We start from the raw sequence: 23,234 nt of genomic DNA, 5'->3' as shown, positions 1-23,234 counted from the left end.
GTTCCCCGCTTGCTCCGCGACCGCACCCTACCCGGGGGTACCGCCCGAGGTCAGCCCCTCGGCGTCGCGGCGGGCGCGGCCTCGCGCAGCGCGCCCGCGTCCCGGCGCAGGATCCGGCGGCGCCGCCACAGCACCAGCGGCACCGCGCCCGCGAGGCCGAGGGCCGCCGGCGCCGAGCCGGCCGCGGCGCTGAGCCCGGGCTGGTCGAAGGTGTCCGGCACCGGCAGCGTGGACCAGCGGTCGACCGGCCAGGCGACGACGATGGCGCGCCCGACGACCTGGTCCTCGGAGACCGTGCCCTGGAAGCGGTCCAGCTCCTGGTGGTAGCGGGAGTCGAGGGAGTCCTGGCGGTGGTCGCCCATGACCCAGATCCGGCCCTGCGGCACCTTGATCGGGCCGAAGGGCTTGTCGCCGCAGGGGGTGTTGCCGGGGAAGATGTACGGCTCGTTCAGCGCCTTGCCGTTGACCGTGACGGGCTCGTTGTTGCCCTTGCACTCGACGGTGTCGCCGCCGACCGCGATGACCCGCTTGATCAGGTCCTTCTCCTCCGCGGAGGGCATCAGGCCGATGAAGCTGAGCACCTTCTGCAGGCCGCCGGCCACCGGGCCGTTGTCGGTGGTGGGGGTCTCGCCCAGCCAGCCGCCCGGATCGTGGAAGACGACGACCTCGCCGCGCTCGGGTTTGGAGCCGAACCACGGCGTGAGCTTGTCGACCAGCACCCGGTCGCCGCGCTGCAGGGTGTTCTGCATCGACTCGGACGGGATGGAGAACGCCTGCACCAGGAACGTCTTGATCAGCAGCGCGAGCACCAGGGCGATGCCGACCAGGATCGGCAGCTCCTTCCAGAACGAGCGCTGCTTCTGCCGCTCGCCGCGCCCGCCGTCGTCCCGCCCGCCGTCGTCGCGGCCGCCGTCGTCCGTGCCCGCCGGCTCGCGGCCGTCGTCGTTCCGGCCGCCGGCCGGGGAGGAACCGGCCTCGTGCGGCGCCTCGCCGCCGGCCGCCCCCGCGGGCTCATCCGTCTGACCGGTGTGCTTTTCGGGTTCGCCGTGTCCGGACCGTGCGCCGACCGCCAAATCCCCCACATCCACTCCTCACTCCGCACTGCCGCCTGTCGTACACACGACGCAGGCCCACCACTCCCATAACGAGCGGGAGTTCCGCAGGGGTCGGGAGCCGGATCAATCCTTCTTGATCCATGGGGGACACACTATGCGGCCCGGCGCCCGATTGCGTCCCCGCGGCCCGCGCCGCCGGCGGCGCGTTGCGCACCGCCGCGAACGGGCCCGGTTCGGCCAGCCGGCGCCAGTGTCCGAAGGGCCAGGCGATCACCACCGCGCGTCCCACCACCAGGTTTTCGCCCACGGTGCCGTGTTGCGGCTCGTCGAGGTGGTAGCGCGAGTCGGCGGAGTCCGAGCGGTGGTCGCCCATGACGAAGAGCCGTCCGGGCGGGACGGTCACCTCGAAGGCGATCTGCGAGGGCGGATTGCCGGGGTGGAGGTAGGGCTCGACGAGCGGTGTTCCGTTGACCGTGATTTTGCCGTCGGTGTTACAGCACTTGACCGTGTCGCCACCGACTCCGATCACTCTCTTGATCAGGTCCTGTTCGTCGGCCGACGGCAGCAGGCCGACGTAGCTGAGCACCTGCTTGGCCTGCTTCACGCCCACCGGGTCGTCGCCCCCGTAGCGCTGCTCGCCCTCCAGCCAGCCGCCGGGGTCCTTGAAGACCACCACGTCCCCGCGCTGCGGCCGGGTGCCGAACCACGGGGTGAGCTTGTCCACCAGCACCCGGTCCCCGATGCGGATGGTCTGCTCCATCGAACCGGAGGGGATGACGAACGCCTGCACGAGGAAGGTCTTCAGCACGAGCGCGATGAGCACCGCGACGCCTATCAGGACGGGCACTTCCTTGTACACCGACCGGCGCCGGCGCCGCCGCTTCACGCGCCGGGCCGCCTTGCGGCGTGCGGCCCGGCCCCCGGTGGCGGGCGGCGCCGTCCCGGCGGCCTGCCCGGCCCTGCGCCGGGCGGCGCGGCCTTCCGTCGCGGGCGGCGGGGCCCCGGGCTCCGTACGGGCGTCCCGGGCCCGGCCCTCGCGTACGGGGGCGCGCCCCCGGCTACCCATGGGTGCCCCTCGGAGCGGCCGGTACGCCCTCGAAGGCGCCGGTCCCCCGCACCGAGCCCACGCGGCTCAGCGGCCAGCCGATCCAGTCGGCGCGCCCGACGACCCGGTCGAGGGGGACGGTGCCACCGCCCGGTTCGCCGAGGTGGTCACGGGAGTCCCGGGAGTCACTGCGATGGTCGCCCATGACCCATAGCTTGCCCTCCGGCACCACGATGTCGAACGGCACCCGCGAGGGGACGTCGCCGGGGAAGAGGTAGTCCGCCTCCAGCAGCGGCCGGCCGTTGACCTCCAGCCGGCCCTGCCGGTCGCAGCAGCGCACCCGGTCCCCGCCGGTGCCCACGACGCGCTTGACGTAGTCGGTCCCGGGGGCGGGCCGCATGAGCCCGAGGGCGGAGCCGCCCTTGCGGATGAGCGCCATGACGGCGTTCTCGGCCGGCGGGTCCTGGACGAAGGACTCGGTGCCGTCGAAGACGATCACGTCGCCGCGCTGCGGCTCGGCGCCGAAGCGGTAGGCGAGCTTGTTGACCAGCACCCGGTCCCCGACCCGCAGGGTGTTCTCCATCGAGCGGCTGGGAATCGTGAAGGGCTGCACCACATAGCCGCTGACCAGCAGCAGCGTGACCATGCACACGGTCAGCATCACCCCGGCCCGGCGCAGCGGGCCGCCGTCCGACAGCCACTGCCGGGCCCGCGCGAGGTGGCGGCGGGGAAAACGCGCGGAGCGCGACCGCTGCTCCCCCGCCCGGTCGGGGCGGGGGGAGCGGTCGCGCTCCGGAAGCGGTGCGAGCTGTGCGTCGGTGTCCATCGGTCCGAGAGCCTATCCGGCCGCCCGGGGACACCGGCGGGAAGCTCAGTTGTCGCGCTTCTCCTTGATCTTCGCGGCCTTGCCGCGCAGCTCACGGAGGTAGTACAGCTTGGCGCGGCGGACGTCACCACGGGTGACCAGCTCGATCTTCTCGAAGATCGGGCTGTGCACCGGGAAGGTGCGCTCGACGCCGACGGAGAAGGAGACCTTGCGGACCGTGAAGGTCTCGCTGACGCCCGAACCCTGGCGGCGGATGACGACACCCTTGAACTGCTGGATACGGGAGCGGTTGCCCTCGATGACGCGGACGTGGACGTTCACGGTGTCGCCGGGGCGGAACGCCGGGACGTCGGTGCGCAGCGAAGCGGCGTCGACGGCCGAGAGACGGTTGGACATGAATGTCTGCTTCCTCGCCGATGCCACAGGTCATCAGCGGTACTCGTACGGGAGGTGAAGGGGTGCCCCACCGTCGGGCGGACGTCGTTCCCCCTGTGGCAGGGGCGTGCGCCGGACGCAAGGCAACGGCTCATTCTTCCACGGGGGGCGCCACTGGCCCAAATCGGCCGTCGGCGCCGGGGCCCCAGCCGAGGATCGAGAGCATTTCGCGGTCCTTCTTGTCGAAGGCGGCCGGGTCGGCGCGCTCGATCAGGTCGGGCCGGTTCTGCGTGGTGCGCCGGAAGGCCTCGTCGCGGCGCCAGCGGGCGATCTTCCCGTGGTGGCCGCTGAGGAGGACGTCCGGGATGCCCCGGCCGCGCCACTCCGGCGGCTTGGTGTAGACGGGCCCTTCGAGCAGGTCGGCCATGGCGCCGGGGGCGAAGGAGTCGTCGCGGTGGGACTCGGCGTTGCCGAGGACGCCGGGCAGCAGCCGGGCGATGGCCTCGACCATGACCAGGACGGGGGCCTCGCCGCCGGCCAGGACGTAGTCGCCGATGGACACCTCGCGCACGTCGAGGCGCTCGGCGTACTCCTCGATGACGCGGCGGTCGATGCCCTCGTAGCGGGCGGGGGTGAAGACCAGCCAGGGCTTCTCGGAGAGCTCGACGGCCAGTTCCTGGGTGAAGGGCTTGCCGCTGGGCGTGGGCACGACCAGGACCGGCCGCTGCCCCTCCCGGCCCGAGGCGATGATCTCGTCGAGCGCCTCGCCCCAGGGCTCGGGCTTCATGACCATGCCGGGGCCGCCGCCGTAGGGGGTGTCGTCGACGGTGTTGTGCTTGTCGTGCGTCCATTCCCGCAGGTCGTGGATGCGCACGTCCAGCTGACCGCGGGCCCGGGCCTTGCCGACGAGGGAGACGTTCAGCGGTTCGAGGTACTCGGGGAAGATCGTGACGACGTCGAGGCGCATCAGGCGTCACCCTCCGGGCCCTCGGTGCGCGAGCCGGCGACCTCGGCCTGCCCGCTGTCCAGCAGCCCGCGCGGCGGGTCGACGACGGCACGCTGGTTGTCTAGGTCGATCTCCGTGACGATCTCCGACACGAAGGGGATCATCACCTCGCTGCCGTCCTCCCGCTCGACGATGAACAGGTCCTGGGAGGGCAGGTGGGAGATCTCCGAGATGCGGCCGACGTGCGTGCCGTCGACGGTGACCACGTCGAGGTCGACCAGCTGGTGGTCGTAGTACTCCTCGGGGTCCTCGGGCGTCTCGTCGGGGTCGACCTCGGCGATCAGCAGGGTGTTGCGCAGCGCCTCGGCGGCGTTGCGGTCGGCCACGCCCGTGAAGCGCAGCAGCAGCCGTCCGCTGTGCACACGGCCGGACTCCACGGTCAACGGCCCCACGCCCGCGGGATCGGTCATCAGCACCGCGCCGGGGCCGAGCCGCAGCTCGGGCTCGTCCGTGCGCACCTCCACGGTGACCTCGCCCTTGATGCCGTGGGCCCGGCCGATCCTGCCGACTACCAGCTGCACGCTCTTCGGTCCCCTTCTGGTCCGGTTCCTCAATTGTCGCTTCTACGCGGGGGGTGCACACGACAGAGGCCGGGGGCGGTCTCCCACCCCCGGCCTCATGCCGGTGCGCTATCGCTGCTCAGCGGACGTTGTCCACGTCGACCAGGTCGACGCGGATGCCACGGCCGCCGAGGGCGCCGACGACGGTACGCAGAGCACGTGCGGTGCGGCCGTTGCGGCCGATCACCTTGCCGAGGTCGTCGGGGTGGACCCGGACCTCCAGCACCTGCCCGCGACGCAGGTTGCGCGAGGCGACCTGCACGTCGTCGGGGTTGTCGACGATGCCCTTCACGAGGTGCTCAAGGGCCTCCTCGAGCATCCTCAGGCCTCGGTCGACTCAGCGGACTCGGCGGCGTCGGCCTCGTCCTTCTTCTCCGACTTCTTGGCCTTCGGGGTGATGGCCTCGCCCTTCACCTCGCCGGCGGCGTTCACGGCGGCCTCGAAGAGACCGCTGGTGTCGGCCTTGGGCTCGGCGACGAGCATCGGGGCCGGGGCCGGCAGACCCTTGAACTTCTGCCAGTCGCCGGTGACCTTCAGGATGGCCAGGACCGGCTCGGTCGGCTGCGCGCCGACACCCAGCCAGTACTGCACGCGCTCGCTGTTGACCTCGATGCGCGAGGGGTTCTGCACCGGGTGGTACAGACCGATCTCCTCGATGGCCCGGCCGTCACGGCGGGTACGGGAGTCGGCGACGACGATGCGGTAGTGAGGCGAACGGATCTTGCCCAGACGCTTCAGCTTGATCTTGACTGCCACGGAAGTGGTGTCTCCTGGTCTTGACGTGGTGGGCACAACGAGATGCCACGTGGGGTTGCGGTACTCGGGTGCCCGATGGACGCGTCAGCCGGAGGAGAGAGGGGTCCTGTGCGACTGTCGAGTACAGCGACCTATTGTGCCACACGGTGTGTCGAACTCAGCGACCGGAGCCGACGGGGACGGCTTCGGGGATCCGGAAGGGCTGACCGCAGCCGCCGCACATGATCGGCGCCTGGGCCAGCACGGACGGCACGACCCGGACGTTGCGCCCGCACTCGCACACCGCCTTCACCCGCACGCCGCCGCCGGACGAGCCGTGCCGCGCCGCGGGCCCCCGGAAGGTGCGCGAGGTGTCGGCGGCCGTCGCGACGGTGTGGGCCTTGAGCGCGCGCTGCAGTCTCTCGATGGTCGGCCGGTAGCGCTTGCGCGCCTCCGCGTTCAGCACGACCAGGGAGAAGCCACTGCTGGGATGCGGCTCCTCGCTGTGGTCGAGCCCCAGCTCCTCGGCGATCGCCAGGAACCGCCGGTTGTGGTAGCGGCCGGCACGGGAGGTGTCGCGGACACCGCGGGCGGCCGCGATGCCGTGGACCGCCTCGTGCAGCAGCCTCTCGAAGGAGAGCTCGGCGCCACAGGCGGACGACGACTCCCCGATCAACGATTCGGGCGCGGCTAGATCCGGCAGCTCGGGGTGGTACCGCTGAATGTCGGCCCACGCCTGCGCCAGCTCTGCGGCGAGAACAGGTGGTGTCGTGCTCACGTCGTGACAACGAGCAGGCACAGCCCGGTGTTCCGATACCGGGCCATCTCAAATATTTTGCACGTACCAGTCAGTTTCCCGACTGATGCGTCCTGACGAGGGCGGGTGCGCAGAACTGCGGAGAAGGGGGATGACCCGCTCACCCGTTCGCAAGGTGGGACGTACTGACTCCGGGGTAAGCACCTCGGCGTAAGCACCTCGGCGTACGGACGCCGGCGTAGGGACGCCCGCAAGCGCGAACCCCCGGGCGCGCGCCGTGGGGCGCGCACCCGGGGGTGTCCGGCTCAGTAGGCGCGGGCCACGATCGCGATCGCACCCGGCGCGTCGTCGGAGTCCGGCACGGAGCCGTCCTCGGCGACCAGGCAGCGCACGGTCACGGCCTGCTCGGCGAGCTTGGCCTCGCCCTCGGTGCCCAGCGTCGCCCACGGGATGCGGGCCCAGCCGCCGGCGGCAGCGGCCTCGGCGGCCTCCTCGATGGTCTTCACGTCCGTCGTGCGCGACTCGCGGCGCTCGCGCGACTGGCGCAGCAGCAGCTCCTGGTCCTCCTCCAGGACCTTCGGCAGCAGCGCGGCCAGCTCGTCGATGCGCACCGGCTCCTTGCCGCCGGGGATCCGGCGGGCCAGCATCGCGGTGCCGTTCTCCAGGTCGCGCGGGCCGATCTCGATGCGCACCGGGACGCCCTTGAGCTCCCAGTCCACGGCGCGGCGGCCGAAGGGGGTGTCGGTGCGGTCGTCGACCTGCACGCGCACACCGGCCGCCTTGAGGACGTCGCCGATCTCGCGGACCTTGGCCAGCACGGCCTCGTCGCCCTTGATCGCCAGGACCACGGCCTGCACCGGCGCCAGGCGCGGCGGCACCCGCAGGCCGTTGTCGTCGCCGTGCGACATGATCAGACCACCGACCATGCGGGTGGACACGCCCCAGGAGGTCTGCCAGACCAGCTCCTGGTGGCCCTCCTTCGACAGGTACGAGGTGTTGAAGGCCTTCGCGAAATTCTGGCCGAGCTCGTGGCTGGTGCCCAGCTGCAGCGCCTTGCCGTCACCCATCATGCCCTCGAGGGTGAGGGTGTTGATGGCGCCGGCGAACCGCTCCTTGGGCGTCTTGCGGCCGAGCACCACGTCGATGCCCAGGACGTTCACCATGAAGTCGTAGTAGACGTCCCGGTGAATGCGCGCCGCGTAGTCGCGGGCGTCCTCGTAGGTGGCGTGCGCGGTGTGGCCCTCCTGCCAGAGGAATTCGCTCGTGCGCAGGAAGACGCGCGGACGCATCTCCCAACGGACGACATTCGCCCACTGGTTGATCAGCAGGGGCAGGTCGCGGTAGCTCTGCACCCACTTCGAGAAGTACTCGTTGATGATCGTCTCGGAGGTCGGCCGCACCACGACCGGCTCCTCCAGCTCCTTGCCGCCGCCGTGCGTGACGACCGCCAGCTCGGGGGCGAAGCCCTCGACGTGCTCCGCCTCCTTCGTCAGGTACGACTGCGGGATGAACAGCGGGAAGTACGCGTTGGAGGCGCCCGCGTCCTTGATCCGGGCGTCCATCTCCTGCTGCATGCGCTCCCAGAGCCCGTACCCGTACGGTCGGATGACCATGGTGCCGCGCACCGGGCCGTTGTCGGCCAGCTCGGCCTTGTTGATCAAGTCCTGGTACCAGCGCGGGAAGTCTTCCGCCTGGGGGGTGAGAATGGGAGCCTTTGCCATGCTGCGAATGGTACGGGGCACCCGCGGCCGAGTGTGAATCCGTCCGCCCGCAACCCCGCCTTCCCGGCCGGTCGGCCCGGCGCGTTTTGCGACAGGGCGCCTGATCCGCGCACGTCGCGGGTACTTCCATTTCAGGCGATGACACCCGGCACATGCCATCGGGGCGCACGGGGGAACCTTCTCGCACAACCCCCTGGACTAGTGACGTCGAGCGCAGTTCCCTTGCATCGGGGGGTTTCTGCACGGAGCACGAACGGCGGCACGTCACGGGGGCGGGAGCGCGCCGCGTCGCACGGGCGACGCGGAACGCCGAACAGCGGCACAACGGACCAGGACACGTCACCCGGCGGATTGGGGCCCTTTCGATGACACCAACGCTCGTGCGGCGGCACCGGCCGTCCCCGACCTCGCCCGAAGCCCGGGCCCGCGACTGGGCGGAAATCCAGGAACGCATGCTGGTGCCGCTCTACGAAGCGGTCTACGACCGCCTGGAAGCGGGCCCCGGCACCCGGCTGCTCAGCCTCGGCTGCGGATCCGGCCTCGCCCTGCTGATGGCCGCCGCCCGGGGCGCCAGCGTCAGCGGCGTCGACCAGGACGGCCGCCGGCTCGCGCTCGCCCGCGAACGGCTGCTGCCCGACGGCGCCCCCGAGAGCGGACGGCGCCTGGGGCTGGGCGGGCCCGAGGCCGTCCACGACCCCACCGGCCCGGCGTTCAACCTGATCACCGCCTTCGACCCGCTGTACTGCGCGGGCGGCGGCACCCGTGGCCTGGCCCAGACCCTCGCGCGCGCCACCGCACTGGCGACGCCGGGCACCCCCGTCGTCCTGGCCGGCTGGGGGCCGCAGGAGCGCTGTGCCGCCTCGGGCGCCCTGCGCGTCGCCGCACGCCTGGCCGATCCCATGTGCGCCCCCGCGCGCTGGCGGCCCAGCGGCCGCGACGACCTGGAGGACCTCGCCCGCACCGCGGGGCTGACCCCCGACGGTTCCGGCCGCGTCTCCTGCCCGTACGGCTACGCCGACCTGACCAGCGCGGTGCGCGGGATGCTCTCCACGGGCGCCTTCGACGCGGCGATCCGGGCCACCGACGAGGACCAGGTCACCAAGGAGCTCGTGGAGGCCCTCCACCCGTACCAGCGGCGCGACGGGACGGTGTGGATGCCCAACGTCTTCCGCTACCTGATCGCACGGGTGCGCTGAGGACCGAAGGGCGCCGCCACGCGAACGGCCTCCGGCGAAGGATCGCCGGGGGCCGCGCGAGAGCCTGCCGCGGGTGGGCTCGGCCCACTCGGCCTCAGCCCATGAACTTCTTGAACTCGTCGGGCAGTTCGAAGCCCTGACCGTCCTGGCCGGACGGCAGGCCCAGAGGGTTGCCCGCCTGCGCCTGCTCACGGCGGGCGGCGGCCGCCTCGGCCTCGGCCTTGCGCTTCATCGGGTTGCCCGACTGCCGCTTGCCCTTGCCCTGCTTGAGCTGCTTCTTCTTGCGCGCCCCGGCGCCCGCGCCGGGCATGCCCGGCAGCCCCGGCATGCCGGGCATACCGCCCTGGGCCATGCGGGACATCATCTTGCGGGCCTCGAAGAAGCGCTCGACCAGGTTCTTCACGGTGCTGACGTCCACGCCCGAACCCTTGGCGATACGGGCCCGGCGGGAGCCGTTGATGATCGTCGGGTCCTGGCGCTCGGCCGGGGTCATCGACTTGATGATCGCGGCGGTGCGGTCGACCTCGCGCTCGTCGAGGTTGTTGATCTGGTCCTTGAACTGACCCATGCCCGGCAGCATGCCGAGCAGCTTGGAGATCGAGCCCATCTTGCGGACCTGCTCCATCTGGGCCAGGAAGTCGTCGAGCGTGAACTCCTTGGGACCCTTGGCGAGCTTGGCCGCCATCTTCTCGGCCTCGGCCTGGGAGAAGGTCTGCTCGGCCTTCTCGATCAGGCTGAGCACGTCGCCCATGCCGAGGATGCGGGACGCCATGCGGTCCGGGTGGAACGCGTCGAAGTCGTCCAGCTTCTCGCCGTTGGAGGCGAACATGACCTGCTTGCCGGTCACGTGCGCGACCGACAGCGCGGCACCGCCGCGGGCGTCGCCGTCGAGCTTGGAGAGCACCACGCCGTCGAAGCCGACGCCGTCACGGAAGGCCTCGGCGGTGTTGACCGCGTCCTGACCGACCATGGCGTCGACGACGAAGAGGATCTCGTCGGGGGAGACCGCGTCGCGGATGTCGGCAGCCTGCTGCATCATCTCGGCGTCGATGCCGAGACGGCCGGCGGTGTCGACGATGACGACGTCGTGCTGCTTGGTGCGCGCGTAGTCGATCGAGTCCTTGGCCACCTGCACCGGGTCGCCCACGCCGTTGCCGGGCTGCGGCGCGTACACGCCCACGCCGGCGCGCTCGGCGACCACCGCGAGCTGGTTGACGGCGTTCGGACGCTGCAGGTCGCAGGCGACCAGCAGGGGCGCGTGCCCCTGGGCCTTGAGCCAGCGGCCGAGCTTTCCGGCGAGCGTCGTCTTACCGGCACCCTGCAGACCCGCGAGCATGATCACGGTCGGGGGCTGCTTGGCGAAGCGCAGGCGGCGCGTCTCGCCACCGAGGATGCCGATGAGCTCCTCGTTGACGATCTTGACGAACTGCTGGGCGGGATTGAGCGCCTTGGAGACCTCGGCACCGAGCGCCCGCTCCTTGACCTGCTTGATGAAGGCCCGGACGACCGGCAGCGCGACGTCGGCTTCCAGCAGGGCGATGCGGATCTCACGCGCTGTGGCGTCGATGTCCGCCTCGGTCAGGCGGCCTTTGCCCCGCAGATTCTTGAAGGTCGCTGCAAGGCGATCGGAGAGGGTGTCGAACACGGCGCTCGTGGGTCCTCATGGTCAGGGGGCAGGGTCAATCGCCCTCAAGAGTATCCGGCCCGGTCGCCCCCGGGCCCTGCGCGGTCGACAATCCCTCCCCCAGGGCCCGCGTCACCGCCTCCGCGAGCCGCGCCGCATCGCGCTCCGACAGCGGCTCGCCGTGCGCACCGGTCACATAGAACGCGTCCACCACACTCGCCCCCAGCGTGCTCACGTGCGCGCTGCGCACCCACACGCCCTGCGCCTCCAGGACGCGGCCCAGGCGGTGCAGCAGTCCCGGGGCGTCCTGGGCGCGGACCTCCAGGACGGTGGCGTCGCGCGAGGCGCCCTCGCGCGCCACCACGACGCGCGGTGGCGCGTGCACGGGCCTGCGGCGCCGGGCGTACGCCGCCTCGCGCTCCGCCAGGCGCGCGGCGATGTCCAGCGAGCCGTCCAGGGCCCGTACGAGGTCGTTGCGCAGGCGGGCCGCCTCCGGCAGGGAGCCGTACTCGGCCGCCACGCGCCAGTGCAGCAGCAGGACACCGGGGTCCACCGCGCGCAGCTCCGCCGAGCGCACGGTCAGCCGGTGCAGGGCCAGCACGCCCGCCGCGGCCGGCAGGACGCCCGGCTGGTCGGGGACGGCCATCGACAGCTCGACGCCGACCGGCTCCTCCCCCGCCTGCTCGGACTGTCCGGCGCCCCCGGCACGCAGGACGACGACGGGAGCGCCGGTACGGGCCGCCTCGGCGGCCTGCCCGCGCTGCTCGGCGGTGGGCTCGGCGCGGTCCCGGCCGGCCGGCAGGGGCCGGCCCTCCAGGACCGCGGCCGCGCGCCGCACGAGGTCGGCGACCAGGGAGGCGCGCCACGAACTCCAGGCGGCGGGCCCGGTCGCCAGGGCGTCGGCCTCGGTGAGGGCGTGCAGCAGCTCCAGCGTGCCGGCGCTGCCGACGGCCTCCACGACCGTACGGACGGTGGCCGGGTCGTCGAGGTCGCGCCGGGTCGCCGTGTCGGCCAGCAGCAGGTGGTGCCGGACGAGGGCGGCGACGACAGCCGCGTCCGCACTGCCCAGGCCGATGCGCAGGGCCACGTCGTGCGCCAGGGCCGCGCCCGTCTCGCTGTGGTCGCCGGGGCGGCCCTTGCCGACGTCGTGCAGCAGCGCGGCGATCAGCAGCAGGTCGGGGCGGTGGACGCGGCGGGTCAGGGCGGCCGCCTGCACGGCCGTCTCCACCAAGTGGCGGTCGACGGTGAAGCGGTGGATCGGATTGCGCTGCGGCCTGCTGCGCACGTGCTCCCACTCCGGCAGCAGCCGGGCGACCAGGCCCTCGGCCTCCAGGGCCTCCCAGACGGCCACCGTGGGCTCGCCGGCGCCCAGCAGGGCCACGAGCCGGTCGCGGGCCTCGGCGGGCCAGGGCACCGGCAGCGGGCCGGCGGCGGCAAGTCGGCGCACCGTGTGCCGGGACAGCGGCAGACCCGCCTGCGCGGCCGCCGCGGCCGCCCGCAGCGGCAGCAGGGGGTCGTGCTCGGGCCGGGCCGTGCGGGCGAGGACGGCCTCGCCGTCCTGCTCGACGACGCCCTCGGCGAGCGGGACGCGCTCGGGCTCGACGAAGCCGCCCCGCCCGCCCCGGCCGCCCAGGATCCGGCGCAGCCGGGGCCGGCCGGAGCGGGCGCGCAGCACGCGGCCGACCTCGCGCCAGGTGACGTCCGCGGCGTACGAGACGGTGCGGGCGGCCTCGTAGACCTGGCGCAGCAGGGCGTCGGCGTCCGACAGGCCGCGGGCGGTGGCGACCTGGTCCTGTTCCTGCAGGGCGAGGCGGTCGCTGGCGCGGCCGGTGGTCAGGTGGAGCGCGTCGCGGGTGTCGAGCAGGAGGGTGCGGGCGGCCTCCAGCCCGTCGCGCGGGGCGTCCGCGAGCCACGAGGCGGCGACGGCCCGCAGGGCGGTGGCGTCGCGCAGACCGCCCCGGGACTCCTTGAGGTCGGGTTCGAGCAGGAAGCGCAGTTCGCCGTGGCGGCGGGCGCGCTCCTCGCACAGCTCGCGCAGCTCCGGCAGGCGGTGCGGGGCCTGGGCGCGCCAGTCCTCGTACGCGACGGTGCGCACCGCGGCCGTCAGCTCCGGGTCGCCGGCGAGGTGACGGGCGTCGAGCAGACCGAGGTGCACCTTGAGGTCACCGGCAGCCGCCTTGCGGGCCTCGGCGGGGGTGCGGACGGAGTGGTCGAGACAGAGCCCCAGATCCCACACGGGGTACCAGAGGCGGTCGGCGACGGCGGCGACGGCGGGCAGGCCCGCGGTGCCGTCGTGGAGCAGCAGCAGGTCGAGGTCGCTGCGCGGGGAGAGCTCACCGCGCCCGTACCCGCCGACGGCGACGAGCGCGACGCCGTCGGTGGACCGGCCCAGCAGCCCGCCGAGCCACTGATCGGTGATGCGCGCGAGCCGCGCACGCAGCGCCGCACCGGTGTGCGGCGCCTCGCTGAGCAGCCGCAACCGCGCGGCGGCGTACCCGCCGGCGGCGGGGGACGGTTTCCGGGTCACGGTGCTTTCCCCTGTGCTGATTGCCGTTTCGCGGCCGCCGACCGACGACCACGCGATGCGGGTCCCCCGCGCGGGGCGGGGCCCGCTTGGGGCGCCCCGTCAGGGGCGCGGGGAACTGCGCGATCAGCCACCGACGGCCTGCAGCCGACGCGCCACCGCGGGGGGCCCGGGCGCGGCACGGCACTCCGTCTGCGGGCGCGTCGTGGCTTGTCGCGCAGTTCCCCGCGCCCCTGACGGGGCGCTGCATGATCCGCCGGTGCAGCGAGCCGAAACGAGGCCCGGGCCAGGGCCCGGCCGGGGCGCGGGCCCCCTGGACCGCATCGGCGAGCGTCCTGCGGTGGGCCGGACGCCCGTGTCCGGGACGGAGCGCCGGTAAGCCGGCCCCCGCGAAGGCTCCGTGGGCTCCCGGAGCGGGCCGGTGCGGGTCGCGCCGGAGGCGGCACGGTGCCGGGGCGCTGCGCGCCCCGGCGTCCCGTACCGGACCGGAGGTCACAGCGCGTCGGGGCCGTGTTCGCCCGTGCGGACGCGGACGGTGGTTTCGACGGGGACCGTCCAGACCTTGCCGTCGCCGATCTTGCCGGTGCGGGCGCTCTTGACGATGACGTCCACGATGTCGTCGGCGTCGGCGTCCTCCGCGAGGACCTCTATGCGGATCTTGGGGACGAGGTCGATGGTGTACTCCGCGCCGCGGTAGACCTCGGTGTGGCCGTGCTGGCGGCCGTATCCCTTGGATTCGGTGACGGTCAGGCCGTGCACGCCGAAGGCGCGCAGGGCGTCCTTGACCGCCTCGAAGCGGTGGGGCTTGACGATGGCGGTGATGAGCTTCATGCGTCCACTTTCCTGTCGCTGTTCTCGTGGGCGCCCTGGGGTCCGGGAGCGGGGGTGCGGGAGGCCGGGGCGCCGCCCACCGCGCTGAAGTCGTAGGCGGTCTCGGCGTGGAACGCCTGGTCGATGCCGCCGACCTCGTCCTCCTCGCTCGCCCGGAAGCCGACGAGCCGGTCGACGAGTTTGGCCAGCAGCCAGGAGACGGTGAAGGAGTAGGCCATGACGGAGAAGGCGCCGAGGGCCTGGCGGCCGAGCTGGGTGAGGCCGCCGACGCCGTCGACGGCCAGGAGGCCGACGAGGAGCGTGCCGATGACGCCGCCGACGAGGTGGACGCCGACGACGTCGAGGGAGTCGTCGTAGCCGAGGCGGAACTTCCAGCTGACCGCCCAGGAGCAGACGGCTCCGGCGACGACGCCGATGAGCAGGGCGCCGAAGGCGTTGACGGCCGCGCCGGAGGGGGTGATGGCGACGAGTCCGGCGACGGCGCCGGAGGCGGCGCCGAGGGTGGTGAAGGCGCCGTGCCGGATGCGTTCGTAGGCGAGCCAGCCGAGCATGGCGGCGCCGGTGGCGACCTGGGTGTTCATGGCCATGGTGGCGGCGGTGCCGTTGGCGGCGAGGGCCGAGCCGGCGTTGAAGCCGAACCAGCCGAACCACAGCAGTCCCGCGCCGAGCATCACCAGCGGCAGGCTGTGGGGGCGCATGGGGTCCTTCTTGAAGCCGATGCGCTTGCCGGCGACGAGGACGGCGGCCAGCGCGCCGACGCCGGCGTTGATGTGGACAGCCGTGCCGCCGGCGAAGTCGATGACCTTGAGTTTGAACAGCCAGCCGTCGGCCTGCCAGACCCAGTGGGCGACGGGAAAGTAGACGATGCTGACCCACAGGGTGATGAACAGCGACCAGGCGCTGAACTTCACCCGGTCGGCGAGGGCGCCGCTCATCAGGGCGGGGGTGATGACGGCGAACATCAGCTGGAAGAGGGCGAAGGCGAGGACGGGGATGCCTTCCTTGCCGCCGGTGAGGGTCTCGGGGCGGATGCCCCGGAAGCCGGCGTGGCCGAGGTCGCCCAGCAGACCGGCTCCGGTGTCGTCGCCGAAGGCGAGCGAGTAGCCGAAAAGCACCCACAGGACGGTGACGATGCCGAGCGAGATGAAGGACATCATCAGCATGTTGAGCGCGCTCTTGACCCGCACCATGCCGCCGTAGAAGAAGGCCAGGGCGGGTGTCATCAGCATCACGAGTGCCGCACTGATCAGTACGAACGCGGTGTCTGCGCCATTCAACGTCGTGGTCTCCTCACGGCCGCGGCCCGTGCCCCCGAGCGGGCCGGTGGTCCCGGTGGGGCGGTGTGGCCCGAGGGTGTCGCAACGGGGTTTCGGTCAGTGCCGTGAGGTGTTTCACGCCGGTTGCGAGGTCCGTGCACGTGTTACGGCGCGGTGAACGCGGCGCGGCCTGCGGGAGGGCGGCCGGGCGCGGCGGCCGTCCGCGCTCGACCTGGCGTGGGGGAGCCGAGTCGGGTGTACGGGGAGGGCCGCCGCGGCCGGGTACGGGGTGCCGGGAGGGGGCCTTCAGACCGCCTGGGCGGCGGGCTCGGCGGACTCCGGCAGGTGGGTGGCGAGCTGTTCGCCGAGCTCGCGCACGGCGGGGAGGTCGCCGAAGTCGCGCACGGCGCTGTCGACGGTCTTGCGCAGCCGGTTGTTGACCCGCTCGGAGCGGACCTGCCGGGCGATGCGCAGCGCCTTGACGACGGGCTCGGTGATGGCCTCCGGCTCGCGCTGCATCAGGTGCACGGTGGCCATGCCGACGAGGTTGAGCGCATACGACCGCTGGTGGACGCCGTCCTGGGAGAACAGCTCGACGGCGCGCTCCATCTTGGGCCGGGCCAGCTGGGCGTAGGTGGGGCTGCGTCCGGCGACGTAGGCGAGGTCGCGGTAGGAGTGGGCGTTCTCGGCGTTGAGCTCGGCTTCGGAGAAGAAGCCGATCCAGTCGGGGTCGCCGTCGCCGGCAGTGATGTCGGCGAAGCAGTCCTCGGCCATGTTCACGGCGCGCTTGACCTTGGCGGGCTGGCCCATGTTGGCGTACGCCCGGGCCTCCATGGCGTACAGCATGGCCTGCGTACGGGGGGTGGCGCTCTCGCGGGAGCCGTACTGGCCGAGGTGGATGAGCTCCAGGGCGTCCTCCGCCCGGCCGAGGTGGATCATCTGCCGGCTCATGGTGGAGAGGATGTACGACCCGAGGGGGCGGTTGCCGGCTTCCTTGGCAGCGTGCAGTGCGAGGACGAAGTACTTCTGGGCGGTAGGGTGCAGCCCGACGTCGTAGCTCATCCAGCCGGCGAGCTGGGCCAGCTCGGCGGCGACGTGGAACAGGCGCCGGGCGGTGTCCTCCGGCTGCGGTTCCTGCAGCAGGTCGGTGACCTCGTGGAGCTGGCCCACCACGGCCTTGCGGCGCAGGCCGCCGCCGCACTGGGCGTCCCACTGGCGGAACATCACGGTGGTGGACTCCAGCAGCTCCAGCTCGGGCTCGGAGAGGCGGGAGCGGCGGGGGCGGTCGCGCTCGGTGCGGTCGGCGGGCCGGCCGCCGGTGGGACCGGGCACCAGCCAGCGCTGCATGGGCTCGATCAGGGCGGGGCCGGCGGTCAGGGCGAGGGAGGTGCCGAGGAAGCCGCGGCGGGCGAGCATCAGGTCGCTGCGGGAGAACTCGCTGAGCAGCTCCACGGTCTGGGGGGCGGCCCAGGGCAGGTCGATGCCGGAGACGGAGGGGGACTGGTGGGCGGTGCGCAGCCCGATGTCCTCGACGCCGACGACGCAGCCGAAGCGCTCGGAGAAGAGCTCGGAGAGGATCTTGGGGATGGGCTCGCGGGGCTGCTCGCCGTCGAGCCAGCGCCGCACACGGGAGGTGTCGGTGCTGACGTGGTGGGCGCCGAGCTGCTTGGCCCTGCGGTTGACCTGGCGGGCGAGCTCGCCCTTGGACCAGCCGCTGCGCAGGAACCAGGAGTTGAGCTGTTCGTTGGGGCGCTTCTCCGGCCTCTCGGCCCCGCCGGTAGTGCTGACATTGCCGCCCACGGGAACGCCCCCATCCGAAGCTCTGCGTCTACGTGCGTCTACGTCTACGTGCTGTCTACGCATCCTGTGTCCACACGGACCGGTGGTCACACGTGCGTTCACACGTCTGCGTGCGAACCGCCTCCAGCTTGCCGCCCGTTGCGGCCGCCCGTCCGGCAGGATTCGGGTACCGAAAGTAATCCTACGATCACCGCTCGGGCGAGTGGGGTCCAGGAAACGCCACCATTCGCCACCCCAAGGAATGAACTCCTTCCTCACCCATCGCGATTGACTTGACAGGGAACGGCCGAAGGAAACCCAAGGGAGGGTGTATCGATGCGCGCCACCGCGCGCAATGCCGGGCGCACCACCCATCGCACACCGTCACGCCCCCTCCGGGCGGGCATCGGCGACCGTGCGTGTCCGAGACACTCCGACACGTAACCATCGGCGAACACGACCCGTTGGAGGGGGCATGGGCTTCACAATCGGCGGCATCCGGGACCTGCGCTCGAGCTCTCGGCGCCGAGGCCGCGCGTCCGAGTACGTGACGACGGTCGCGGAGTACACCGGCCTGTGGGGCTGGGACGTGGTCCCCGGTGCCCGGGCCTCGCGCGGCGGCGGCCCGGCCTGCTCGTGCGGAGCCGCCGACTGCCCCTCCCCCGGCGCCCACCCGCTGTCGTTCGCCCCGCCGGTGCCCGCGGGCGCCACCCTCGACGAGGCCGCCGCCGCGTGGGCCGAGGTGCCGGGCGCGGCCGTGCTGCTGCCGGTGGGCCGGTCCTTCGACGTGCTGGAGGTCTCCGAGGCGGCCGGGCGGCACGCCCTGGCGCGACTGGAGCGCATGGGGGTGCCGCTGGGGCCGGTGGCGCTGACCCCGCACGGGCGGGCGCTGTTCTTCGTCGCCCCGGGCGCCGCCGCGGAGCTTCCGCAGCTGCTGTACCGGATGGGCTGGGACGACGCCCGGCTGGACCTCAAGGGGCTGGGCCGCGGCGACCACGTCACGGCGCCGCCGTCGGACTTCGCCGGGCTCGGGCCCATGCGCTGGCTGCTGCCGCCCGCCCTGGACACGGCCGGCCGGCCGCCGGAGGCGCGGCTGCTGCTGGGCACGCTGGCGTACGTGTGCCACCGCTCGGGCGGCGCGGGCAGCTGAAAGGGGTGTCCTCGTGGCAGCGATGCTGCCACGAGGACACCCCTTTTCGCGGGCCTTTTCGCGGGCCCTTTCGCGGGTGTGCGGGCCTCAGCCCAGCAGGGCGTCCACGAACGCCTCCGGCTCGAACGGCGCGAGGTCGTCCGCGCCCTCGCCCAGGCCGACGAGCTTGACCGGCACGCCCAGCTCGCGCTGGACGGAGACGATGATGCCGCCCTTGGCGGTGCCGTCGAGCTTGGTGAGCACGATGCCGGTGATGTTCACGACCTCGGCGAAGACCCGGGCCTGGGTCAGGCCGTTCTGACCGGTCGTGGCGTCGAGGACGAGCAGGATCTCGTCGACCGAGCCGTGCTTCTCCACGACGCGCTTGACCTTGCCGAGCTCGTCCATGAGGCCGGTCTTGGTGTGCAGGCGGCCGGCGGTGTCGATCAGTACGACGTCCGCGCCCTCGGCGATGCCCTCCTTGACCGCGTCGAAGGCGATCGACGCCGGGTCGCCGCCCTCCGGGCCGCGCACCGTACGGGCGCCCACCCGCTCGCCCCAGGTCTGCAGCTGGTCGGCGGCGGCGGCACGGAAGGTGTCGGCCGCGCCCAGGACGACGGACTTGCCGTCGGCGACGAGCACGCGGGCGAGCTTGCCGGTGGTGGTGGTCTTGCCGGTGCCGTTGACGCCGACGACCATGACGACGCCGGGCTTCTCCTCGCCGTTCACGGCCACGCCCGGCTCGGTGTGGACGCTGCGGTCGGCCTCGGTGCCGATGAGGGCGAGCAGCTCCTCGCGCAGCAGGCCGCGCAGCTCCTCGGGCGTACGGGTGCCGAGCACGCGCACGCGCTCGCGCAGGCGCTCGACGAGCTCCTGGGTGGGGGCGACGCCGACGTCGGCGGTCAGCAGGGTGTCCTCGATCTCCTCCCAGGTGTCCTCGTCGAGGTGCTCGCGGGAGAGCAGGGTCAGCAGACCCTTGCCCAGGGAGTTCTGGGAGCGGGAGAGCCGGGCGCGCAGGCGCACCAGGCGACCGGCGGTGGGCTCGGGGACCTCGATCTCCGGCTCGGCCGGGGCCTCGGGCAGGGCGGGCTCCACGACGGGGGCCTCGGGCTCCGGCGTCTTCGCCGGGGGCAGTTCCACTTCCTCGACCGTGCGGCGGGGTGCCGCGGTCGGGGTCTCGGCCTCCTCGCCGATGTGCGGCTCGGCGGGCGGCGCGGTGACGGACGGGGTCGGGGTGCTCGGCGGAGCGGGCGGCAGCTGCTTCTTCTTGCGGCTGCTGACCACGAGCCCGCTGATCGCGCCGAGCGCGACCACAGCGATGACGACAGCAAGGATGACGATTTCCATAACGGACCCAGTATCGGACACCACGGGGATCGGGCACCGCGACGCAAGGTTGTTGTGGTTTTCCACAAGGACGAATGGCCCTAACCGGCCAAAGTTAGATCAAAGTACGATGGCGTGGGCTTGCGCAACGCGCGTAGAGTCCGCACCGTCCCTTTCTGCCCAGGCCCCGCCCTGGTTCACCCCGCACGGAGCCCCCCACATGGCCCCCACCATGGACAACGCTGCCGAAGGCGCCAACGTGTCCAGCCCCGACGGCGCCGCAGGCGCCATCGAGACCCGCGGCATCGAGCCCGTACCCGACCACGAGCGGCACGGCCGGGTCCGGGAGCTCTTCCCGACCTGGGTCGCCGCAAACATCAGCGTGCTGCTGCTCACCATGGGCGCCGCGCTGGTGGTCTTCAACAAGCTGAACTTCTGGCAGGTCCTCGTCGTGGCCGCGTGCGCCGCGCTGGTGTCCTTCGGCCTGGTCGGTGTGCTGTCGGTGTCCGGCAAGTGGGGCGGCGCCCCCGGCGCGATGCTCTCGCGGGCCACGTTCGGCGTGCGGGGCAACCTCTTCCCCGGCGCGATCCTGTGGGTCGCCCGCTTCGGCTGGGAGACGATCAACGCGGTCACCGGCGCGTACGCGGTGCTGACCGTCCTCGACCTGGTCCTCGGCGTCAAGAGCAACACCGTGCTCATCGTCGTGACGCTCTTCGCCTTCGTCGCCTGCACGTTCCTGGTCAGCGGCATGGGCCGCAAGGCGCTCAACGTCTGCAACACCTGGTCGACGTACCTCTTCGGCGTCTTCAGCGTGCTGGTGCTCGGCTACCTGATCGCCAACATCAAGTGGGACGAGGTCTTCTCCCGGCCCGCCGGCACCACCGCGATGATGATCGCCGGTGTCGGCACCATCGCCGCCGGCGGCATCAGCTGGGTGCCCACCGGCCCGGACTTCGCCCGGTACCTGCCGCACGCCGCCTCCGGCAAGAAGATCGTCGGTGCGACCGTCTCCGGCGCCGGCATCGTCATGGTGCCGATGGTGCTCATGGGTGCCGTGATGGCCGTGGCGACGCCCAAGCTCGCCGACGCGCCGGACCCGGTCTCCTTCCTCGGCGACATCCTGCCGACCTGGCTGGCCGTGCCCTACCTGATCACCGCCATCGTGGGCATGCTCCTGATCAACAGCCTGTCGATGTACTCCGCCGGCTTCACCGCCCAGACCATGGGCGTCAAGCTGCCGCGCGCCATGGCCGTCAGCATCAACGCCTTCATCTCCCTCGCGGGCGGCCTCCTGCTGATGCTGGTCGCCAAGAGCTTCCTCAGCTCCTTCATCACCTTCCTCATCCTGCTGGCCGTCTCCTTCTCCGCCTGGATCGGCGTCTACGCCGTCGACATGGCCCGCCGCCGGTCCCGCGCCGTGCGCTACGACGCCGAAGCGCTGATGGACACCGGCCGCACGAGCCGCTACTGGTACGTCGGCGGCTTCTGCTGGCAGGCCATGACCGCCTGGGGCGTCGCCCTCCTCGCCGGCCTCGCCTTCACGGACTGCGCCTGGTTCAGCGGCCCGCTGTCGTCGACGTTCGTCGGCAAGTACGGCCTGGGCTGGGCGGCGACGATCCTCATCTCGGCCGCGGTGATGGCCGCGCTGCCGGTGCCGCGCGAGAACGCGGCGGAGGCCGTGACGGTCGCCGAGCCGGCGGAGCCGGAGAAGGTGCCGGCGGCGTAGCCGCCGCCCCCCTCCCCCGCACGCGAAGGGCCCCTCCGGGGGCCCTTTCGCATACCCGGGCCCTGCGGGCGGCCGGTTGCGGCGCCCCGTAGGGGCGCGGGGAACTGCGCGACAAGCCACGACGCGCCTGCAGACGGGGTGCCGTGCGGTGCCCGGGCCTTGCCGGTGGTGCGTCGGCTGCAGGCCGTCTGTGGCCGATCGCGCAGTTCCCCGCGCCCCTACGGGGCGCCGTCGTACCGCCCGCCGCAGGCGCGCCCCGCAAGTGGGGCGCAAACGGCGGCTGCCCCCGGCTCGTACGAGCCGGGGGCAGCCACAGGGAGAGGGGCGGCGGGGGGTTAGCCCATCTCCTCCAACGCCTTGCCCTTGGTCTCCTTCACGAACTTCATCACGAAGGGAATGGAGAGCACGGCGAAGACCGCGTAGATCACGTACGCCCCGGACAGGTTCCAGTCCGCCAGGCTCGGGAAGCTGGCCGTGATGGCCCAGTTGGCGACCCACTGCGCGGAGGCGGCGACGCCCAGCGCCGCGGCGCGGATGCGGTTGGGGAACATCTCGCCCAGGAAGACCCAGACCACGACGCCCCAGGAGAGCGCGAAGAACAGGACGAAGGCGTGGGCCGCGATCAGGGCGACGGTGCCCTGCGTGGTGGGCAGGGTGCCCTCGGCCGACTTGGAGGCGAAGGCCCAGGCCTCCAGGGCCAGGGAGACGGCCATGCCGACGGAGCCGACGAGGGCGAGCGGCTTGCGGCCGATGCGGTCGACGAGGACCATCGCGATCACGGTGCCGACGATGTTGATGATCGACGTGGTGAAGCTGTAGAAGAACGAGCTCTCGGGGTTGACGCCGACCGACTGCCACAGCGTCGAGGAGTAGTAGAAGGCGACGTTGATGCCGACGAACTGCTGGAAGACCGAGAGGCCGATGCCGATCCAGACGATCGGGAGCAGGCCGCCCTTGCCGCCGACGAGGTCCTTGAACGTGGACTTGTGCTCGCTCTTCATCGCGTGCTCGATCTCGGCGACGCGCTTGTCGAGGTCGATGCCGGAGCCCTCGACCTCGGCCAGGACCTGCTTGGCCTTGTCGGTCTTGTTGACGGAGATCAGGAAGCGGGGCGACTCGGGGATGGCGAGGGAGAGCAGGCCGTACAGGACGGCGGGGACGACCATGACGCCGAGCATGACCTGCCAGGCCTCGATGCCCATGATCTTGCCGCGCTGCTCGCCGTGGGCGAGGTTCAGCAGGCCCCAGTTGACGAGCTGGGAGACGGCGATGCCGACGACGATGGCGGCCTGCTGGAAGGCGCCGAGGCGGCCGCGGTAGGCCGGCGGGGAGACCTCGGCGATGTAGGCCGGGCCGATGACCGAGGCCATGCCGATGGCGATGCCGCCGAGGACGCGCCAGAAGGCCAGGTCGTACAGGGAGAACGGCAGGGCCGAGCCGACCGCGCTGATGGTGAAGAGGACCGAGGAGATCTGCATCGTGCGGATGCGGCCGATGCGGTCGGCGAGGCGGCCCGCGGTGGCGGCGCCGACGGCGCAGCCGATCAGCGCGATGGCGATGACCTGGGCCAGGGCGGCGGAGCCGATGTCGTACTTCGCACGGATGCCCTCGACCGCACCGTTGATGACGGAGCTGTCGTAGCCGAAGAGGAAGCCACCCATGGCCGCGGCCGCGGTGATGAAGATGACGTGGCCGAGGTGGTCCGGAGCGGCCTTGCGGCCCTCGGACCCCTGCGCCGTCGCAGTGCTGGTCAAGGTTTTCTC

The 23,234-nt window shown here is 72.3% G+C and carries 20 protein-coding genes; 3 read left to right on the top strand and 17 right to left on the bottom strand.

Annotated elements, in window-relative coordinates; all coding sequences use genetic code 11:
- Positions 1-50: 50 nt before the first annotated feature.
- From lepB (ABD361_RS15895) to proS, 10 genes are all read right to left on the bottom strand, one after another.
- On the bottom strand, positions 51-1,073 hold the full coding sequence (gene lepB, locus ABD361_RS15895) for a signal peptidase I (protein WP_425583222.1): 1,023 nt from the start codon (positions 1,071-1,073) through the stop codon (positions 51-53).
- Positions 1,012-2,121: a signal peptidase I gene (lepB, locus tag ABD361_RS15890; RefSeq protein WP_344435928.1), complete on the bottom strand. Its 1,110-nt coding sequence runs from the start codon at positions 2,119-2,121 to the stop codon at positions 1,012-1,014. Before lepB (ABD361_RS15890) ends, lepB (ABD361_RS15895) begins: the two co-directional genes overlap by 62 nt.
- Positions 2,114-2,926 (bottom strand): signal peptidase I, encoded by an 813-nt coding sequence (gene lepB, locus ABD361_RS15885; RefSeq protein ID WP_344435927.1) that lies wholly within the window; start codon positions 2,924-2,926, stop codon positions 2,114-2,116. Before lepB (ABD361_RS15885) ends, lepB (ABD361_RS15890) begins: the two co-directional genes overlap by 8 nt.
- A gap of 45 nt (positions 2,927-2,971) precedes the next feature.
- A complete protein-coding gene (gene rplS, locus ABD361_RS15880) occupies positions 2,972-3,322 on the bottom strand; it encodes a 50S ribosomal protein L19 (protein WP_344435926.1) in 351 nt (116 codons plus the stop codon).
- A 130-nt stretch (positions 3,323-3,452) separates the two neighbouring features.
- Positions 3,453-4,268 carry a tRNA (guanosine(37)-N1)-methyltransferase TrmD gene (gene trmD, locus ABD361_RS15875; protein WP_344435925.1) on the bottom strand — a complete coding sequence of 272 codons (816 nt, stop codon included), beginning with the start codon at positions 4,266-4,268 and terminating at the stop codon, positions 3,453-3,455.
- Positions 4,268-4,828 (bottom strand): ribosome maturation factor RimM, encoded by a 561-nt coding sequence (rimM, locus tag ABD361_RS15870; RefSeq protein WP_344435924.1) that lies wholly within the window; start codon positions 4,826-4,828, stop codon positions 4,268-4,270. Before rimM ends, trmD begins: the two co-directional genes overlap by 1 nt.
- A 118-nt stretch (positions 4,829-4,946) precedes the next feature.
- Positions 4,947-5,186 carry an RNA-binding protein gene (locus ABD361_RS15865; protein WP_344435923.1) on the bottom strand — a complete coding sequence of 80 codons (240 nt, stop codon included), beginning with the start codon at positions 5,184-5,186 and terminating at the stop codon, positions 4,947-4,949.
- A gap of 2 nt (positions 5,187-5,188) precedes the next feature.
- Positions 5,189-5,623, bottom strand: coding sequence for a 30S ribosomal protein S16 (rpsP, locus tag ABD361_RS15860; RefSeq protein WP_344435922.1), 435 nt, complete (start codon positions 5,621-5,623; stop codon positions 5,189-5,191).
- A gap of 157 nt (positions 5,624-5,780) precedes the next feature.
- Positions 5,781-6,380 carry a hypothetical protein gene (locus ABD361_RS15855; protein ID WP_344435921.1) on the bottom strand — a complete coding sequence of 200 codons (600 nt, stop codon included), beginning with the start codon at positions 6,378-6,380 and terminating at the stop codon, positions 5,781-5,783.
- A gap of 284 nt (positions 6,381-6,664) precedes the next feature.
- Positions 6,665-8,080, bottom strand: coding sequence for a proline--tRNA ligase (proS, locus tag ABD361_RS15850; RefSeq protein ID WP_344435920.1), 1,416 nt, complete (start codon positions 8,078-8,080; stop codon positions 6,665-6,667).
- A gap of 365 nt (positions 8,081-8,445) precedes the next feature.
- Between proS and ABD361_RS15845 the strand changes: the two genes are divergently transcribed.
- The gene (locus ABD361_RS15845; RefSeq protein WP_344435919.1) at positions 8,446-9,276 is read left to right on the top strand and encodes a class I SAM-dependent methyltransferase; all 831 of its coding nucleotides are present in this window, start codon (positions 8,446-8,448) and stop codon (positions 9,274-9,276) included.
- 94 nt (positions 9,277-9,370) lie between these two features.
- On the opposite strand, the gene ffh is transcribed toward ABD361_RS15845, so the two are convergent.
- The 5 genes from ffh to nsdA all read right to left on the bottom strand — a co-directional run bounded on the left by ffh (position 9,371) and on the right by nsdA (position 17,311).
- On the bottom strand, positions 9,371-10,921 hold the full coding sequence (gene ffh / locus ABD361_RS15840) for a signal recognition particle protein (RefSeq protein ID WP_344435918.1): 1,551 nt from the start codon (positions 10,919-10,921) through the stop codon (positions 9,371-9,373).
- Between the two features lie 34 nt (positions 10,922-10,955).
- Positions 10,956-13,427 carry a [protein-PII] uridylyltransferase gene (locus ABD361_RS15835; protein WP_344435917.1) on the bottom strand — a complete coding sequence of 824 codons (2,472 nt, stop codon included), beginning with the start codon at positions 13,425-13,427 and terminating at the stop codon, positions 10,956-10,958.
- A 489-nt stretch (positions 13,428-13,916) separates the two neighbouring features.
- The gene (locus ABD361_RS15830; RefSeq protein WP_344435916.1) at positions 13,917-14,255 is read right to left on the bottom strand and encodes a P-II family nitrogen regulator; all 339 of its coding nucleotides are present in this window, start codon (positions 14,253-14,255) and stop codon (positions 13,917-13,919) included.
- Positions 14,252-15,532, bottom strand: a complete 1,281-nt coding sequence (locus tag ABD361_RS15825) for an ammonium transporter (RefSeq protein WP_344435915.1) — start codon at positions 15,530-15,532, stop codon at positions 14,252-14,254. Before ABD361_RS15825 ends, ABD361_RS15830 begins: the two co-directional genes overlap by 4 nt.
- Positions 15,533-15,817: 285 nt before the next feature.
- Positions 15,818-17,311 (bottom strand): transcriptional repressor NsdA, encoded by a 1,494-nt coding sequence (gene nsdA / locus ABD361_RS15820; RefSeq protein WP_425583219.1) that lies wholly within the window; start codon positions 17,309-17,311, stop codon positions 15,818-15,820.
- Positions 17,312-17,765: 454 nt separating this feature from the next.
- Here nsdA and ABD361_RS15815 point away from each other — a divergent pair, with 454 nt between their 5' ends.
- Positions 17,766-18,440 carry a bifunctional DNA primase/polymerase gene (locus ABD361_RS15815; RefSeq protein ID WP_344435912.1) on the top strand — a complete coding sequence of 225 codons (675 nt, stop codon included), beginning with the start codon at positions 17,766-17,768 and terminating at the stop codon, positions 18,438-18,440.
- A gap of 87 nt (positions 18,441-18,527) precedes the next feature.
- Here the strand turns inward: ABD361_RS15815 and ftsY are convergent, their stop codons facing one another.
- Positions 18,528-19,766, bottom strand: coding sequence for a signal recognition particle-docking protein FtsY (gene ftsY / locus ABD361_RS15810; protein WP_344435911.1), 1,239 nt, complete (start codon positions 19,764-19,766; stop codon positions 18,528-18,530).
- 211 nt (positions 19,767-19,977) lie between these two features.
- Here ftsY and ABD361_RS15805 point away from each other — a divergent pair, with 211 nt between their 5' ends.
- A complete protein-coding gene (locus tag ABD361_RS15805; protein WP_344436001.1) occupies positions 19,978-21,471 on the top strand; it encodes a purine-cytosine permease family protein in 1,494 nt (497 codons plus the stop codon).
- A 335-nt stretch (positions 21,472-21,806) separates the two neighbouring features.
- Here the strand turns inward: ABD361_RS15805 and ABD361_RS15800 are convergent, their stop codons facing one another.
- Positions 21,807-23,225 (bottom strand): sugar porter family MFS transporter, encoded by a 1,419-nt coding sequence (locus ABD361_RS15800; protein WP_344435910.1) that lies wholly within the window; start codon positions 23,223-23,225, stop codon positions 21,807-21,809.
- Positions 23,226-23,234: the final 9 nt, after the last annotated feature.

The organism is Streptomyces luteosporeus, from assembly GCF_039532865.1.
Taxonomy (GTDB): Bacteria; Actinomycetota; Actinomycetes; order Streptomycetales; family Streptomycetaceae; genus Streptomyces; species Streptomyces luteosporeus.
Note: the sequence above shows the minus strand (reverse complement) of the source record. Positions and strands in the feature narration are given on the sequence as shown.